The 16,377-nt window shown below is 56.5% G+C and carries 18 protein-coding genes; all 18 read right to left on the bottom strand.

The genetic code is table 11. The features are described from left to right. Window positions 1-6: 6 nt before the first annotated feature. The 18 genes from BLU46_RS16155 to rpmH all read right to left on the bottom strand — a co-directional run bounded on the left by BLU46_RS16155 (window position 7) and on the right by rpmH (window position 15,983). Complete coding sequence (locus tag BLU46_RS16155) at window positions 7-432, bottom strand: F0F1 ATP synthase subunit epsilon (protein ID WP_008439541.1); 426 nt, start codon at window positions 430-432, stop codon at window positions 7-9. Between the two features lie 44 nt (window positions 433-476). Further along, window positions 477-1,856, bottom strand: a complete 1,380-nt coding sequence (atpD, locus tag BLU46_RS16150) for a F0F1 ATP synthase subunit beta (protein ID WP_003213545.1) — start codon at window positions 1,854-1,856, stop codon at window positions 477-479. A 27-nt stretch (window positions 1,857-1,883) separates the two neighbouring features. Continuing rightward, a complete protein-coding gene (gene atpG / locus BLU46_RS16145; protein ID WP_003213547.1) occupies window positions 1,884-2,744 on the bottom strand; it encodes a F0F1 ATP synthase subunit gamma in 861 nt (286 codons plus the stop codon). A 50-nt stretch (window positions 2,745-2,794) separates the two neighbouring features. Next, window positions 2,795-4,339 (bottom strand): F0F1 ATP synthase subunit alpha, encoded by a 1,545-nt coding sequence (gene atpA, locus BLU46_RS16140; protein WP_003213549.1) that lies wholly within the window; start codon window positions 4,337-4,339, stop codon window positions 2,795-2,797. A gap of 21 nt (window positions 4,340-4,360) precedes the next feature. Next, entirely contained in the window at window positions 4,361-4,897 is a 537-nt protein-coding gene (locus tag BLU46_RS16135; RefSeq protein ID WP_003213551.1) for a F0F1 ATP synthase subunit delta, read from the bottom strand. 12 nt (window positions 4,898-4,909) lie between these two features. Then, entirely contained in the window at window positions 4,910-5,380 is a 471-nt protein-coding gene (locus BLU46_RS16130; protein WP_008439543.1) for a F0F1 ATP synthase subunit B, read from the bottom strand. Between the two features lie 56 nt (window positions 5,381-5,436). Next, a complete protein-coding gene (gene atpE / locus BLU46_RS16125) occupies window positions 5,437-5,694 on the bottom strand; it encodes a F0F1 ATP synthase subunit C (protein WP_002555987.1) in 258 nt (85 codons plus the stop codon). Window positions 5,695-5,827: 133 nt separating this feature from the next. After that, window positions 5,828-6,697: a F0F1 ATP synthase subunit A gene (gene atpB, locus BLU46_RS16120; RefSeq protein WP_093203414.1), complete on the bottom strand. Its 870-nt coding sequence runs from the start codon at window positions 6,695-6,697 to the stop codon at window positions 5,828-5,830. Between the two features lie 16 nt (window positions 6,698-6,713). Beyond that, window positions 6,714-7,121 (bottom strand): F0F1 ATP synthase subunit I, encoded by a 408-nt coding sequence (locus BLU46_RS16115; RefSeq protein WP_017477892.1) that lies wholly within the window; start codon window positions 7,119-7,121, stop codon window positions 6,714-6,716. Window positions 7,122-7,269: 148 nt separating this feature from the next. Beyond that, a complete protein-coding gene (locus BLU46_RS16110) occupies window positions 7,270-8,142 on the bottom strand; it encodes a ParB/RepB/Spo0J family partition protein (protein WP_063033750.1) in 873 nt (290 codons plus the stop codon). A 9-nt stretch (window positions 8,143-8,151) separates the two neighbouring features. Then, window positions 8,152-8,949 carry a ParA family protein gene (locus BLU46_RS16105; protein WP_017477894.1) on the bottom strand — a complete coding sequence of 266 codons (798 nt, stop codon included), beginning with the start codon at window positions 8,947-8,949 and terminating at the stop codon, window positions 8,152-8,154. Window positions 8,950-8,967: 18 nt separating this feature from the next. Beyond that, window positions 8,968-9,612 carry a 16S rRNA (guanine(527)-N(7))-methyltransferase RsmG gene (rsmG, locus tag BLU46_RS16100; protein ID WP_093203411.1) on the bottom strand — a complete coding sequence of 215 codons (645 nt, stop codon included), beginning with the start codon at window positions 9,610-9,612 and terminating at the stop codon, window positions 8,968-8,970. Continuing rightward, window positions 9,609-11,501 (bottom strand): tRNA uridine-5-carboxymethylaminomethyl(34) synthesis enzyme MnmG, encoded by a 1,893-nt coding sequence (gene mnmG / locus BLU46_RS16095; protein WP_003213563.1) that lies wholly within the window; start codon window positions 11,499-11,501, stop codon window positions 9,609-9,611. Before mnmG ends, rsmG begins: the two co-directional genes overlap by 4 nt. 552 nt (window positions 11,502-12,053) lie before the next feature. Then, a complete protein-coding gene (mnmE, locus tag BLU46_RS16085; RefSeq protein ID WP_093203408.1) occupies window positions 12,054-13,424 on the bottom strand; it encodes a tRNA uridine-5-carboxymethylaminomethyl(34) synthesis GTPase MnmE in 1,371 nt (456 codons plus the stop codon). A gap of 80 nt (window positions 13,425-13,504) precedes the next feature. Beyond that, on the bottom strand, window positions 13,505-15,187 hold the full coding sequence (gene yidC, locus BLU46_RS16080) for a membrane protein insertase YidC (protein ID WP_003213572.1): 1,683 nt from the start codon (window positions 15,185-15,187) through the stop codon (window positions 13,505-13,507). 2 nt (window positions 15,188-15,189) lie between these two features. Next, window positions 15,190-15,435 carry a membrane protein insertion efficiency factor YidD gene (gene yidD, locus BLU46_RS16075; protein ID WP_003213574.1) on the bottom strand — a complete coding sequence of 82 codons (246 nt, stop codon included), beginning with the start codon at window positions 15,433-15,435 and terminating at the stop codon, window positions 15,190-15,192. After that, the gene (gene rnpA / locus BLU46_RS16070) at window positions 15,428-15,832 is read right to left on the bottom strand and encodes a ribonuclease P protein component (RefSeq protein ID WP_053128141.1); all 405 of its coding nucleotides are present in this window, start codon (window positions 15,830-15,832) and stop codon (window positions 15,428-15,430) included. The genes yidD and rnpA overlap by 8 nt, the downstream gene beginning before the upstream one ends. Window positions 15,833-15,848: 16 nt before the next feature. Continuing rightward, on the bottom strand, window positions 15,849-15,983 hold the full coding sequence (gene rpmH / locus BLU46_RS16065; RefSeq protein WP_003213577.1) for a 50S ribosomal protein L34: 135 nt from the start codon (window positions 15,981-15,983) through the stop codon (window positions 15,849-15,851). Between the last annotated feature and the right edge of the window lie 394 nt (window positions 15,984-16,377).

The raw sequence follows: 16,377 nt of genomic DNA, 5'->3' as shown, positions 1-16,377 counted from the left end.
GACGGCTTAGCCGCCAAACTTCTTGCGGATCTGCTGGACGGTGCGCAGCTGAGCTGCGGCCTCGGCCAGACGTGCAGCAGCAGAACCGTAGTCGAAATCTGCGCCTTTTTCGTTCAGGGCCTTCTCGGCAGCCTTGACGGCTTCCTGAGCGGAGGCTTCATCCAGGTCGGCAGCACGTTGCACGGTGTCGGCAAGTACCTTGACCATGTTCGGCTGAACCTCGAGGAAACCACCGGAGATGTAAAACACCTCCCTTTCCCCGCCCAGCTTGGTCAGAGTGATCGGACCAGGCTTCAAGGATGTAATCAATGGCGCGTGGCCAAAGTTAATACCCAGGTCGCCCAGTTCGCCGTGTGCAATCACACTCTCGATCTGACCGGAGAAGATTTCCCCTTCCGCGCTGACGATATCGCAATGGAATGTCATAGCCATCTGCTTGCCTCAACCTGATTAGCGCCCGTTACCGGGCGCCGGAATTACAGTTTCTTGGCTTTCTCGATCGCTTCTTCGATGCCGCCGACCATGTAGAACGCTTGTTCTGGCAGGTGGTCGTAGTCACCGTTGAGGATGCCTTTGAAGCCAGCAATGGTGTCTTTCAGGGAAACGTATTTACCCGAGGCACCGGTGAAGACTTCAGCCACGAAGAACGGCTGCGACAAGAAGCGCTGGATCTTACGAGCGCGGGATACCAACTGCTTGTCGGTTTCCGACAGCTCGTCCATACCCAGGATCGCAATGATGTCCTTCAGTTCTTTGTAACGCTGCAGAACGTACTGGACGCCGCGAGCGGTGTCGTAGTGTTCCTGGCCGATAACGTTCGGGTCCAGCTGGCGCGAAGTCGAATCCAGTGGATCGACCGCTGGGTAGATACCCAGGGAGGCGATGTCACGGGACAGTACGACGGTGGCGTCCAAGTGGGCGAACGTGGTCGCTGGCGACGGGTCAGTCAAGTCATCCGCAGGTACGTATACCGCTTGGATCGAGGTGATCGAACCGTTTTTGGTCGAAGTGATACGCTCTTGCAGAGTACCCATCTCTTCGGCCAGGGTCGGCTGGTAACCTACTGCGGAAGGCATACGGCCCAGCAGTGCGGATACTTCAGTACCGGCCAGGGTGTAACGATAGATGTTGTCGACGAACAGCAGAACGTCGTTACCTTCGTCACGGAACTTCTCGGCCATGGTCAGGCCGGTCAGTGCTACGCGCAGACGGTTACCCGGCGGCTCGTTCATCTGACCGTAAACCAGTGCCACTTTGTCCAGAACGTTGGAATCCTTCATCTCGTGGTAGAAGTCGTTACCCTCACGAGTACGCTCACCCACACCGGCGAACACGGAATAACCGCTGTGCTCGATGGCGATGTTACGGATCAGTTCCATCATGTTTACGGTTTTGCCTACACCGGCACCACCGAACAGACCGACTTTACCGCCCTTGGCGAACGGGCAAACCAGGTCGATAACCTTGATGCCGGTTTCCAGCAGGTCGTTGCCGCCCGCTTGTTCCGCGAAGGAAGGCGCAGGACGGTGAATGCCCCAGCGCTCTTCGGTGTCGATTGGACCGGCTTCGTCGATCGGGTTACCGAGGACGTCCATGATCCGGCCCAGGGTCGCTTTACCGACCGGTACGGAGATGGCTGCGCCAGAGTCAGTGACTTCCAGACCGCGCTTCAAGCCTTCGGTGGAACCCATTGCAATGGTACGAACCACGCCGTCGCCCAGCTGCTGCTGAACTTCCAGGGTGGTGCCTGCATCGCTTTTGACTTTCAAAGCGTTGTAGATGCTCGGTACGCTGTCGCGTGGGAATTCCACGTCGATAACGGCGCCGATGATTTGAACGATACGTCCGCTACTCATAGCTGGATCCTCTGAATATTTGAACCGTTAAACCGCGGCAGCGCCGCCGACGATTTCCGAGATCTCTTGGGTGATCGCAGCCTGACGCGCCTTGTTGTAGATCAGCTGCAAATCGCTGATCAAATCACCGGCGTTGTCGGTAGCGTTCTTCATCGCGATCATCCGCGCAGCTTGTTCAGCCGCGTTGTTCTCGACCACCGCCTGGTACACCTGCGACTCCACGTAGCGCACCATCAAGCCGTCAAGCAGCTCTTTGGCGTCTGGTTCGTAGAGGTAGTCCCAGTGGTGCTTGAGTTCTTGTTCCGGGGCCGCCACCAATGGAATCAACTGCTCCACGGTAGGCTGTTGCGTCATGGTGTTGATGAACTTGTTGGACACCACGGAGAGGCGGTCAATCCGGCCTTCCAGGTATGCATCCAGCATCACTTTGACGCTGCCGATCAAATCATTGATCGACGGTTCTTCACCCAGGTGGCTGATAGCTGCAACGACGTTACCGCCGAAGTTGCGGAAAAAGGCCGCACCCTTGCTACCGACCACACACAGATCGATCTCGACGCCTTTTTCGCGGTTTACCGCCATGTCCTTGACCAGGGCCTTGAACAGGTTGGTATTCAAACCACCGCACAAACCACGGTCACTGCTCACCACGACATAACCGACGCGCTTAACTTCGCGATCGATCATGAACGGGTGGCGATATTCCGGGTTGGCGTTGGCCAGATGACCAATAACCTGGCGGATACGCTCCGCGTAGGGACGGCTAGCAGCCATGCGCATTTGTGCCTTGCGCATTTTGCTGACCGCCACTTTTTCCATGGCGCTGGTGATCTTTTGCGTGCTTTTGATGCTCGCAATCTTACTGCGAATCTCTTTTGCGCCTGCCATGTAACACCTATCAGGTTAGCAAGCGGGAGCCTCGCGGCCCCCGCTGCGGCTTACCAGGTTTGGGTGGCCTTGAACTTCTCGATACCGGCTTTGATGCCAGCGTCGATGTCGTCATTGAAGTCACCCTTCACGTTGATCTTCGCCATCAATTCGGCGTGATCGCGGTTGAAGTAAGCAATCAGCGCTTGTTCGAAGCTGCCGACCTTGGTGATTTCAACGTCGGTCAGGAACCCACGCTCAGCGGCATACAGCGACAGCGCCATGTCAGCGATCGACATTGGTGCGTATTGCTTCTGCTTCATCAGCTCGGTAACGCGCTGACCATGCTCAAGTTGCTTACGGGTCGCTTCGTCCAGGTCAGAAGCAAACTGGGCGAATGCCGCCAGTTCACGGTACTGAGCCAGAGCGGTACGGATACCACCGGAGAGCTTCTTGATGATCTTGGTCTGAGCGGCACCACCCACACGGGATACCGAAACACCGGCGTTCACTGCAGGACGGATCCCGGAGTTGAACATGGCCGATTCCAGGAAGATCTGACCGTCGGTGATGGAAATCACGTTGGTCGGAACGAACGCGGAAACGTCGCCAGCCTGGGTTTCGATGATCGGCAGTGCGGTCAGGGAACCGGTTTTGCCGGTCACTGCGCCGTTGGTGAACTTCTCTACGTATTCTTCCGAAACGCGGGATGCGCGCTCCAGCAGACGGGAGTGGAGATAGAACACGTCGCCTGGGTAAGCTTCACGGCCTGGTGGACGGCGCAGCAGCAGGGAAATCTGGCGGTAAGCCACTGCTTGCTTGGACAGATCGTCATAAACGATCAGCGCGTCTTCACCGCGGTCGCGGAAGTATTCGCCCATGGTGCAACCGGAGTACGGTGCCAGGAACTGAAGTGCAGCGGATTCGGAAGCACTGGCGGCCACGACGATGGTGTTAGCCAGGGCGCCGTTTTCTTCCAGCTTGCGAACCACGTTGGCGATGGTCGATTGTTTCTGACCGATGGCTACGTAGACGCAGAAAATCCCGCTGTCTTTCTGGTTGATGATCGCGTCGATCGCCAGAGCGGTTTTACCGATCTGACGGTCACCGATGATCAGCTCACGCTGGCCACGGCCGACAGGAATCATGGCATCGACAGCCTTGTAGCCAGTCTGTACAGGCTGGTCTACCGACTTACGCCAGATCACGCCTGGAGCAACTTTCTCGACCGCATCGGTCTCGGTGTTGTTCAGCGGACCTTTGCCGTCAACTGGGTTACCCAGTGCGTCGACAACGCGACCCAGCAGTTCCTTACCAACCGGAACCTCCAGGATGCGGCCTGTGCACTTGGCGCTCATGCCTTCAGCCAGAGTCTGGTAGGAGCCCAATACAACGGCACCTACAGAGTCTTGCTCCAGGTTGAGAGCCATACCGTAGACGCCGCCCGGAAACTCGATCATCTCGCCGTACATTACGTCGGCCAGACCGTGAATCCGCACGATGCCGTCAGATACGCTGACGACAGTGCCTTCGTTACGGGCTTGGGAGGTCACATCGAGCTTGTCGATGCGGCCCTTGATAATTTCACTTATTTCGGAAGGATTGAGTTGCTGCATTGCTCTGCTGCCCCTTCAAACTCAAGATTTCAATGCTTCGGCAAGATTCGCGAGTTTGCCGCGAATCGAGCCATCGATAACCAGGTCGCCGGCGCGAATGATGACACCACCAATCAGGGTGGCATCCTCCGCAACTTGCAGGCGCACTTCCCGGTCGAGTCGTGCACTGAGAACCTTGGCGAGTTTGTCTTGCTGTTCTTGGTTCAATGCAAAAGCACTGGTCACTTCAACGTCTACCGATTTCTCTTGTTCGGCCTTGTACAGGTCAAACAGAGCGGCGATCTCCGGCAGAAGCGGGAGACGGTCGTTTTCGGCAACGACGTGGATGAAGTTCTGCACTTTTACATCAAACTTGTCGCCGCACACGTCAATAAACGTGGCGGCCTTGTCTGCGCTCGTCAGTCGCGGGGCCTTGAGCACGCGCTGCATGGTGTCGTCTTGCGACACTGCTGCTGCCAGGCCGAGCATGGCTGACCAAGAGGCCAGCTGCTGGTGGGCCTGGGCGTGCTCGAAGGCTGCCTTAGCGTAAGGTCGGGCCAACGTGGTCAATTCTGCCATGATCGCCCTCGCTTAAATTTCAGCAGCCAGTTTGTTTACCAGCTCCGCGTGCGCGTTTTGATCGATTGTGGCACCCAGGATCTTCTCAGCACCGCCGACGGCCAGAGCACCCAGTTGGGCACGCAGCGCATCTTTGACACCGTTCAGTTCCTGCTCGATCTCGGCTTGAGCCTGAACCTTCACACGGTCAGCGTCGATACGGGCTTTTTCAACAGCCTCTTCAACGATCTGGTTACCGCGTTTCTTGGCTTGCTCAATGATTTCAGCTGCCTGAGCTTTCGCTTCGCGCAGTTGTTGACCCGCTTTATCTTGGGCCAACTCCAGGTCGCGAGCTGCTCGTGCGGCAGCGTCCAGTCCGTCTGCGATCTTCTTCTGACGTTCGTGCAAAGCCGCGATGACCGGAGGCCATACGAACTTCATGCAGAAAACTACAAAAATCAAGAACGCTAAGGACTGACCAATAATGGTTGCATTAATGTTCACGCCAATACCTCGCTCGTTCGTTGCACAACACACCAATCACTCGAAAAAACGAGTGATTAACCGGCGAGTTGACCAACGAAGGGGTTCGCGAAGGTGAAGAACAGAGCGATACCAACACCGATCATGGTCACGGCGTCGAGCAGGCCGGCGACGATGAACATTTTAACTTGCAGCATTGGAACCATTTCTGGCTGACGCGCTGCGCCTTCCAGGAACTTGCCGCCCAACAGGCCGAAACCAATGGCAGTACCCAGGGCGCCCAGGCCGATCAACAGTGCAACAGCGATAGCGGTTAGACCAACTACAGTTTCCATCTTTCCTCCCGACTTTTACGTCGTATGGTTTAGGTTTTTTAGATTTTAAAGCGGTAAAACAAATCGTTTCATAGCCCTTCAGGGCTACCCTCCCGTTTGACCGGGAGGGACATCAGACTAGTCGAGACTGGTCTTAATGGTTCTCTTCGTGCGCCATCGACAGGTAGACGATGGTCAGCATCATGAAGATAAACGCCTGCAGGGTGATGATCAGGATGTGGAACACAGCCCACGCCCACTGCAGAACAATGCCCAAGCCGCTAAGCCAGAGCAGACCACTGCCGAACATCACAGCGATCAGAATGAACACCAGCTCGCCGGCATACATGTTGCCGAACAGTCGCAGAGCCAGGGAAATCGGCTTGGCGATCAGGGTCACGAATTCCAGCAGGAAGTTCACCGGGATCAGCAGGGCTTGAATGAAGATGTTCTTGCTGCCGAACGGGTGCAGGGTCAGTTCGCCGATGAAGCCGCCGATGCCCTTGATCTTGATGCTGTAGAAAATGATCAACACGAACACCGACAGGGCCATGCCCAGGGTAGCGTTCGGGTCAGTGGTCGATACGGCACGGAATGGAATGTGCGGATCGCCGGAGATCGCCATGGCCAACTGAGGAATCCAGTCAACCGGAATCAGGTCGACGGCGTTCATCAGGAACACCCAGACGAAGATGGTCAGTGCCAACGGTGCAATCACCGCGCTACGACCATGGAAGCTGTCTTTCACGCTGCCATCGACGAATTCGACCAATACTTCAACGAAGTTCTGCAAAGCACCTGGCTGACCGGAAGTCGCCTTCTTTGCCGCCATGCGGAAAATCAGGACGAAGATCAGACCCAATGCGACAGACCAGCCCAGAGTATCCAGGTGGAATGCCCAGAAGCCCATTTCTTTGGCTTCTGCTGCGGTGTGGGCAAAGCCCCAGCCGCCGTTGGGAAGCTGACCGAAGGTCAGGTTCTGCAAGTGGTGCTGGATATAGCCCGAAGCGGTTGTTTCTGCCATGGTTGCCTCAAACGCCCTAAGGTTTCGAAAGTCTTGTTTTCATTAGCAGGGGAGCGAACCAGCTGACCAGTTGGGTCAACACGAAGACGCCGAATACAGCCAGCGGCGCCAATGGCTTCACACCTGCAAAGGTCAGTGCAAACAGCACTGCCGTCAAAATCAATTTCCCCGCCTCGCCAGCATAAAAAGACCGGACGATGGCTTGGGCTGCTCGGGCGCCGGAAAACCGAAAGGCCCTGTGAGCAAAATACATATTGGGCAGCAAGGCTATCAGGCCTCCGCAGAGTCCCGAGTATCCGGCTACGACTCCATGCCAGTACCAAAACGCCAAAGCGGCGATCAGCAAGATGACAAATTGAGCCACTAAAACCGGGAAAACGGCCAAGCGATGGAACGGCAACGTGTTTGGCGTGCGGGTTTCCATCACTCTTGCTCCTCAATGGTCGGCTGCCGGAAATCAATAACTTGGCATAATTTGTGCCGACAAAATGCGCGCAGAGTATAGGGGCGGTTCTGCCCCTATTCAACTGCCGGGTAGTGATTTCCGACTGCGCGCTACAGAAGCAATTGTTTCAACGGATGTGGGCAAGGACGCCCTGAAGCTCATCCAATGAGTTATATCCGATGACCAATTGCCCTTTACCTTTCTTGCCGTGGCGAATTTGCACCGCAGAGCCTAGGCGTTCGGCCAGGCGCTGCTCCAGGCGTGCAATGTCCGGATCAGGTTTGGCAGTTTCGACCGGTGCAGGTTTGCCACTGAGCCACTGGCGAACCAGGGCCTCGGTCTGACGAACGGTGAGGCCTCGTGCGACAACGTGTCGCGCCCCTTCAACCTGTTGATTTTCCGGCAAACCGAGCAAGGCACGGGCGTGCCCCATTTCCAGGTCTCCATGGGAAAGCATGGTTTTGATGACTTCCGGCAGCGCGATCAGGCGCAACAGGTTGGACACGGTCACCCGGGACTTGCCCACCGCGTCCGCGACTTCCTGCTGAGTCAATTTGAATTCCTGCTGCAAACGCTGCAGGGCGATCGCCTCCTCAATAGGATTAAGGTCTTCGCGCTGGATGTTCTCGATCAACGCCATGGCAATGGCGGTTTCATCCGGCACATCACGCACCATCGCCGGGATGGTTTCCTTGCCGGCCTGTTGGCTCGCGCGCCAGCGGCGTTCGCCGGCGATGATTTCAAAGCGACCTGCACCAATCGGGCGCACCACGATTGGCTGCATCACGCCCTGGGCCTTGATCGAATTCGCCAATTCTTCCAGCGCCTGAGGGTCCATGTCCCGGCGCGGCTGGTATTTGCCGCGCTGGATCAGGTCCAGCGGCAGATGTTGCAGCTCGCGCTCGTCGGCCTGCACTGCCTGTTCTTCAAGCGAAGTGACAGTCGGACCACTCAGCAGTGCATCCAGTCCACGTCCGAGACCTCGTTTCTTGACGGCCATGGGGATTCCTTAAGTTGGCTGGGCTGCAGCGGTGCGTGAATTGCGGCGTTGACGACGAACCATCTCGCCGGCCAGAGCCAGGTAGGCAATGGCGCCGCGGGACGATTTGTCGTACGCCAGCGCGGGCATGCCATAGCTTGGCGCTTCGGCCAGGCGGATGTTGCGTGGAATCACGGTGTCGTACAACTGGTCGCCGAAGTGTTCCTTGAGCTGCGCCGATACATCGTTCATCAGGCTCAGGCGCGGGTCATACATGGTCCGCAACAGGCCTTCGATTTGCAGGTTCGGGTTGAGCAACTCGGCAATACGCTTGATGTTATCCACAAGGTCGCTCAAGCCTTCGAGCGCGAAGTACTCGCACTGCATGGGGATAATCACCCCGTCGGCGGCAACCAGTGCGTTCAACGTCAGCATCGACAGCGACGGTGGGCAGTCGATCAAAATGTAGTCGTAATTCTCGCGGATTGGCGCCAAGGCGCTGCGCAGACGGCTTTCTTTCATCTGCATTTCCAGCAGCACCACTTCCGCCGCAGTCAAATCGCGGTTGGCCGGCAGCAGTTGATAACCACCGTGCTCGGAATAGTGCATGGCCTGGGCCAGGTCGCACTCGCCAATCAACAAGTCGTAGACCGAGTTTTCCAGGCCGTGTTTATCCACACCGCTACCCATGGTGGCGTTGCCCTGTGGATCGAGATCGATCAACAGCACCCGACGCTTGGTAGCGACCAGGGATGCTGCGAGGTTGATGCAGGTGGTGGTTTTGCCCACGCCACCTTTCTGGTTCGCTATCGCGAATACCTTAGCCATTCTTGCTTGTGTTCCCAATCATGCCGTGCGGCGCAGTATCAGCAGATGGCGTTGGCCTTGGCAACCGGGTACGGCCAAGGCGTGTTCGCTATCGAGGTGGAAGTCTGCCGGCAATGCTAACAGCTCGTCGCTTGGATGAACGCCCTTCATTGCCAGCCAACGGGTATCGCGGTCGCCAAGGTGGCGGGTCCAGTTGCTGAAGTTCTCCATGCTGCTGAACGCCCGGGACACAATTCCGTTGAAAGGCTGTTCAGGCGTGAAGGCTTCGACGCGACTGTGGATAACTTGCAGGTTATCCAGCTTGAGTTCGAGTTTGACCTGGGTCAGGAAGCGGGTTTTCTTGCCATTGCTGTCCAGGCAAGTCACTTGCGACTCGGGAAACAGGATCGCCAACGGGATGCCGGGCATACCGCCGCCGCTGCCAACGTCGAGCCAGCGGCCGTTTTCGATAAACGGCATCACGCTGAGACTGTCGAGGAGATGGCGAGAGACCATTTCGTCTGGATCACGCACCGCCGTGAGGTTGTAAGCCTTGTTCCATTTGATCAACAGGGCCAGATAACCCAGCAGCAACTCGTGCTGGGCTTCGGTCAGGTCGACGCCAAGCTGGCGAGCACCTGTGGATAACTCTTCGGCGTGTTGCGAGGTGACCAACGAACTCAAGCGCTTTGCTCCAACTGACGGCCCGCGCCGCGTTTTTTCAAATGAATCATCAACAGCGAAATGGCTGCCGGCGTGACGCCCGGGATACGGGATGCCTGGCCCAGGGTCTCTGGTCGAGTTATCCCCAGCTTGCCTTGAATCTCTTTCGACAGCCCGGAAATGTTTGTGTAATCAATATCCACAGGCAGCTTGGTGTCTTCGCTGGCCCGCAGACGAGCGATCTCATCCTGCTGGCGGTCAATGTAGCCGGCGTATTTGGTCTTGATTTCGACCTGCTCGGCCACCTGTGGATCTTCTGCGCCACCGCCGGTGACCGAGATCAGACCAGCGTAGTCGATTTCCGGACGGGACAGCAGGTTCAGCAAGTTGTATTCGTGGGTCAGCGGCGTGCCGAATTTTTCGGCAATCGCGTCGCCTTGCTCGGTGCCCGGGCGAACCCAGGTACTTTTCAGGCGTTGCTCTTCCAACTCGATGCTTTCGCGTTTTTTGCAGAACGCCGCCCAACGCACGTCGTCGACCAGGCCCAACTCGCGACCTTTTTCGGTCAAGCGCAGGTCGGCGTTGTCTTCCCGCAGGATCAGGCGGTATTCGGCCCGGGACGTAAACATCCGGTACGGTTCCTGGGTACCGAGAGTAATCAGGTCATCGACCAACACCCCGATGTACGCCTCATCGCGACGCGGGCACCAGCTGTCTTTGCCCTGTGCACGCAGTGCCGCGTTGGTGCCGGCCAGCAAACCCTGGGCGCCTGCTTCTTCGTAACCGGTAGTGCCGTTGATTTGGCCAGCGAAGAACAAACCGCCAATAACCTTGGTTTCCAGGCTGTATTTCAGGTCACGCGGGTCGAAGTAGTCGTATTCGATGGCGTAGCCAGGCCGCACGATGTGGGCGTTTTCCATACCGCGAATCGATTGCACAATCTGGATTTGCACGTCGAACGGCAAGGAAGTGGAAATCCCGTTCGGGTACAGCTCGTGGGTAGTCAGACCTTCCGGCTCGATAAAAACCTGGTGGCTTTCCTTGTCGGCAAAGCGATGGATCTTGTCTTCGATCGACGGGCAGTAGCGTGGGCCAATACCTTCGATCACACCGGAATACATCGGCGAACGGTCGAGGTTCGCAGCAATGATTTCGTGGGTGCGAGCGTTGGTATGGGTAATCCAGCAACTGACCTGTTTCGGATGCTGTTCCTTGGAGCCCATGAACGACATCACCGGGATCGGTGTATCGCCGGCTTGCTCGGTCATCACCGAGAAATCCACAGACCGGCCATCAATTCGCGGCGGCGTGCCGGTTTTCAGGCGACCAACACGCAGTGGCAGTTCGCGAAGGCGCTGAGCCAAGGCGATTGACGGTGGATCACCGGCGCGGCCACCGGAATAGTTCTGCATACCGATGTGGATAAGTCCGCCGAGGAAGGTACCGGTGGTCAACACCACGGATTCTGCGAAGAAACGCAGGCCCATTTGCGTGACAACACCGCGTACCTGGTCTTGTTCGACGATCAGGTCATCGGCTGCCTGTTGAAATATCCACAGGTTCGGCTGGTTTTCCAGGGTTTCGCGGACAGCGGCCTTGTACAGGATCCGGTCGGCTTGAGCACGCGTGGCTCGCACGGCCGGGCCTTTGCGGCTGTTCAATACGCGAAATTGAATACCACCTTTGTCGGTAGCCATGGCCATCGCGCCGCCTAGGGCATCGATTTCCTTGACCAAGTGGCTTTTGCCAATCCCGCCAATTGCGGGGTTGCAGCTCATGGCGCCGAGGGTTTCCACGTTATGCGTCAGCAACAGGGTTTTTGCCCCCATGCGTGCTGACGCCAGTGCTGCCTCGGTACCGGCATGACCGCCGCCGATGACGATCACTTCAAAACGGGAAGGGAAATCCACCACGCACCTCGTGCCTGCTTCTGTAGGTAATTAGGAATGAGCGTTCGAGATCAGGTTTTCGAACGAGTCGGCAAGTATAGGGACTTCGCCCTTCCTAAAGAACCCTTTGCACAAAATTTAACCAGCTGTGGATGAATCACGAACAATAGAAATTAAAAGAGAGAAATTTATTAAATCTTTGTTTTTATGTTTATTTCTACTGAGGCATGTTTCTGTGGATAGATCTATACAGGCCTTTATTTACTTTGTGTACAGAGCTTCAAAAGTCTGTGGTTAGGTGCCAAGGAGGCCCTTGGATAAGTGGTTTAAGCCTGTGGATTAAACAGGCGGTTATCCACAGAGGGGGTTTTACTCAGGTTTCAAGGCTGGTTATCAACTGGGCACAGGGGGGGTTATTCACAGGGCTTAATCCACAGAAAAGCGTCCGTAGAGACAAATTACGGGCGCAGAAAAGCCGTCGCAGCGTTCGCGTTATTCAGAAAAGACAGTTGGATGCCCTGAAACGGGCAGAACAGACAGGCGCGAATGGCCTGTCTGGGTAGCAGCGAAAGGTTATTTACCGATGCAGAAGCTGGAAAAGATCCGTCCCAGCAAGTCATCGGAGCTGAACGCACCGGTAATCTCGCCCAATAAATGTTGAGCCTGGCGCAGGTCTTCAGCCAGAAGCTCACCAGCACCTGCCAGGGTCAACTGTGCCCGCCCGTGCTCGAGGGCCGCGCTGGCATGACGCAACGCTTCCAGGTGCCTGCGGCGCGCGCTAAAGCTGCTTTCCGAGGTCTGTTCGTAGCCCATGCACGCTTTCAGATGATCGCGCAGCAGTTCCAGCCCTTCTCCTGCGGCCTTGGCACTCAAGCTGATTGTCACGTGGCCATCTTCACTGACTTCCAGGGCAATTGCCTCGCCCGTCAGGTCAGCCTTGTTGCGAATCAGCGTGACCTTGGCCGGGTCCGGCCGTTGTTCGAGGAATTCCGGCCACAGCGCGAATGGATCTGCAGCCTCTGGCGCAGTGGCATCCACCACCAGCAGGACACGGTCAGCTTCCGTAATGGCCTTCAACGCGCGTTCCACACCGATCTTTTCCACCTGGTCATCGGTGTCACGCAGCCCGGCCGTGTCCACCACATGCAGGGGCATGCCATCGATGTGGATATGTTCGCGCAGGATGTCCCGCGTGGTGCCGGCGATCTCGGTGACGATCGCGGCTTCTCGCCCGGCCAGGGCATTGAGCAGGCTCGACTTGCCGGCGTTGGGACGACCGGCAATCACCACGGTCATACCGTCGCGCAGCAAGGCACCTTGCCCGGCTTCACGCAGTACTGTGGATAACTCGTCGCGGACTTTATCCAGCATCGCCAGGACATGGCCATCGGCGAGGAAGTCGATTTCTTCCTCCGGAAAATCAATCGCGGCCTCCACGTAGATGCGCAAGCTGATCAATTGCTCGGTGAGGTTATGCACACGCAGGGAAAATGCGCCCTGCAATGAGCGCAACGCATTGCGCGCGGCTTGTGCAGAGCTGGCTTCGATCAGGTCGGCAATCGCCTCGGCCTGAGCCAGGTCGAGTTTGTCGTTGAGGAACGCGCGTTCGCTGAATTCACCCGGCCGTGCCAGGCGGCAACCCAACTGCAGGCAACGCTGCAGCAGCATGTCCAGGACGATCGGGCCGCCGTGGCCTTGCAGTTCCAGGACGTCTTCACCGGTAAAGGAGTTCGGGCCCGGAAAATAAAGGGCAATACCTTCATCCAGCACCTCTTCATCAGCACCTAAAAACGGCCCGTAATGCGCATACCGCGGCTTCAGCTCCCGACCACTGATGGCTTGGGCAGCCACGCCGGCGAGCGGCCCGGAAATACGAACGATACCGACACCACCACGACCTTGAGCGGTGGCGACAGCGGCGATGGTTTCACGAGGAGCGCTCATGGCGGGTACCCGGATAAAAGTGACGGAAAGCAAAACGCCCCACTAGGGGGCGTCTTGAGTGGTGTTATCCACAGAGTAAATTACGCCTCGGCTTTTTTGGTAGCCGCTTCGATTTTACGTGTGATGTACCACTGTTGGGAGATCGACAGGCAGTTGTTGACGACCCAGTACAGCACCAGACCAGCCGGGAACCACAGGAAGAAGAAGGTGAAGATGATTGGCATCATTTTCATTACCTTGGCCTGCATCGGGTCCGGAGGCGTCGGGTTCAGACGCTGCTGGATGAACATGGTCGCGCCCATGATGATCGGCAGAATAAAGAACGGGTCTTTGATCGACAGGTCAGTTATCCACAGCATGAACGGAGCCTGGCGCATTTCCACGCTTTCCAGGAGCACCCAGTACAGCGACAGGAACACCGGCATCTGCACCAGAATCGGCAAGCATCCACCCAACGGGTTGATCTTCTCTTTCTTGTACAGCTCCATCATGGCCTGCGACATTTTCTGCCGGTCATCGCCATGTTGTTCTTTCAGCGCGGCCAGTTTCGGGGCCACGGCACGCATACGCGCCATCGACTTGTAGCTGGCAGCCGACAGTGGGAAGAAGATCCCCTTGATCAACATGGTCAGCAGGATGATCGAGAAGCCCCAGTTGCCGACGATGCTGTGGATATGTTGCAGCAGCCAGAAGATAGGCTGGGCAATGAACCACAGAATGCCGTAATCCACAGTCAGTTCCAGACCTGGGGATAACTCTTTCAGCACAGCCTGGCTCTTCGGACCGGCATACAACGTAGCGCTGGCTTCGGCCTTGGCACCCGGAGCGACGGTCAACGTCGGGCCAGTAAAGCCAATGATGTAGTTACCTTGGCTGTCTTTGCGGGTTTGAACCAGGTTCGCATCACCCTTGTTCGGGATCCATGCGGTCACGAAGTAGTGTTGCAACCAGGCAACCCAGCCACCTTGAACGGTTTCTTTCAGCGCGCCCTTGTCGATATCTTTCATCGACACTTTTTTGTACGGCTCGCTACTTGTCCACAGGGCGGCGCCCAGGTAAGTCGCGGTGCCGGTGGCGGTGCTGGAAGAAGGATCGGCGCTGTTGTCACGCTTGAGCTGGGCAAACAGGTTGCCGGTCCACGGCTTCGCGCTTTCGTTATCGATCAGATAAGTGACTTTCAGATCGTACAAACCGCGGGTGAAGCTGAAACGCTTGATGTAGTTGACGCCGTCGTGACTGAATTTCAGGTCGACGTTCAACTGGTTCTGGCCGTCAGCCAGTTGATAAGTCTTCTGTTCGGTCGAATAAACCGGACGACCGGTAGCACGAGCATCCGGACCGTCAGTGCCGGTCAGGCCACTTTGTGCCAGATATACACGTTCGCCGCCGTTATCGAACAGCTGGAACGGAACATCCGGATGGTCTTGGCGACGTGGATACAGCGGCAGCTTCAGCTGGGCGATATCACCACCCTGTGGATCGATTGCCAGGTCCAGTACATCCGTTTTTACATGGATGAGGTCTTTATTGGTGACGACCGGGGTTTCTACCGGGGTGCTGGTATCGGCATTCGCGCTGGGTACATCGGCACTGGCGGCAGCATTGTTACCCAGTGGCGTATCCGGAATAGCCGGCGCCGACTGATTGGTAGCAACATTCTGAGTCGGCAGGGCAGCTTGGCCATAATCCTGGTTCCACTTAAGAACCATAGAGTAGGACACGATTGCCAGGGCGACGATCAGGATCGTGCGTTTAATATCCATGATTACTCGGCCATCGAAGAAGAACGGGAGGTAGGGATAGGTGGAACCGGGTCATAACCACCGGGATTCCACGGATGACAGCGACCTAAACGACGAAAGGTCAGCCAGCCACCGCGCAGAAGGCCATGATTTTCTATGGCTTCCAACGCGTAGCAGGAACAACTGGGGTAGAAACGACAGTGATTTGCCATCAGGGGACTAATGGCATAGCGGTAAAACTGGATCGGAACGAGGGCCAGTTTACGCATCAGTACTGTCTACCCCTACAGTTTCGGTGCTGACAGCTGGTGCTGGCTTGTTGGTACGAGCCAAACGTTTCCAGAGCTTGCCGAAATGCTGAATCAATTCGGGGTTTTCTACGTCCCCCAAGCCTTTGCGCGCGACGATAACAATATCCCAACCAACCAGAGTGTCCTGGTGGAGGCGAAACGATTCGCGCATCAGACGCTTGAGGCGATTGCGCTCAACGGAGAGCTTTACGCTCTTCTTGCCGATCACTAACCCGAGACGGGGGTGATCCAGATCGTTGTTACGCGCAAGGAGCAGGAGATTTTTCCCCGGAACCTTGCCGGTGGGGGAGTCAAAGACTGCCTTGAAATGCCGGGGGGTTAGCAGACGCTTTTCCCGACTGAAGTCCTGACTCACCACCAGTACCGGATTATCAAACTGCCAGACGCGCACGACCTTTGGCGCGGCGACGCGACAGGACAGCACGGCCGTTCTTGGTTGCCATGCGAGCACGGAAGCCGTGAGTACGGGCGCGTTTGATGGTGCTTGGTTGGAAAGTACGTTTCATGGCGTGTTACCTGGTTCGTCCACAACGGGCCGGAATGGCCCCCGTTTTAAGAGACCGGCGATTCTAGAGAAAGCAAGCCTCTAGGTCAATTTCCAACCAGCTTTTCCTTTAATTAGATATCTGGGGGCCCCTGGACCGAATCCGGGCGGTTCGGCTTTCACGAGCAATGCCATAGATATAAAAATAAAGAAGGAAGTTATTTAAAGCTTTTCTGTAAAGCTTATAAAAGCTAGGGAGGCGATCTTCTGTGGATAACTGCCTTAAGGCCATATTCTACGTGCTGTACAGAGAATGACAACACGGGGGAGAAACGGTGCTCTGCCTGTGCTGCGCTATCGGATAAGCTGTGTGTGGAATGGCTACTTATCCACAGGCCAGTTACCCACAGACTTTC

The organism is Pseudomonas yamanorum, assembly GCF_900105735.1.
GTDB lineage: Bacteria > Pseudomonadota > Gammaproteobacteria > Pseudomonadales > Pseudomonadaceae > Aquipseudomonas > Aquipseudomonas yamanorum.
This window is presented reverse-complemented; position numbering and strand designations above follow the sequence as displayed.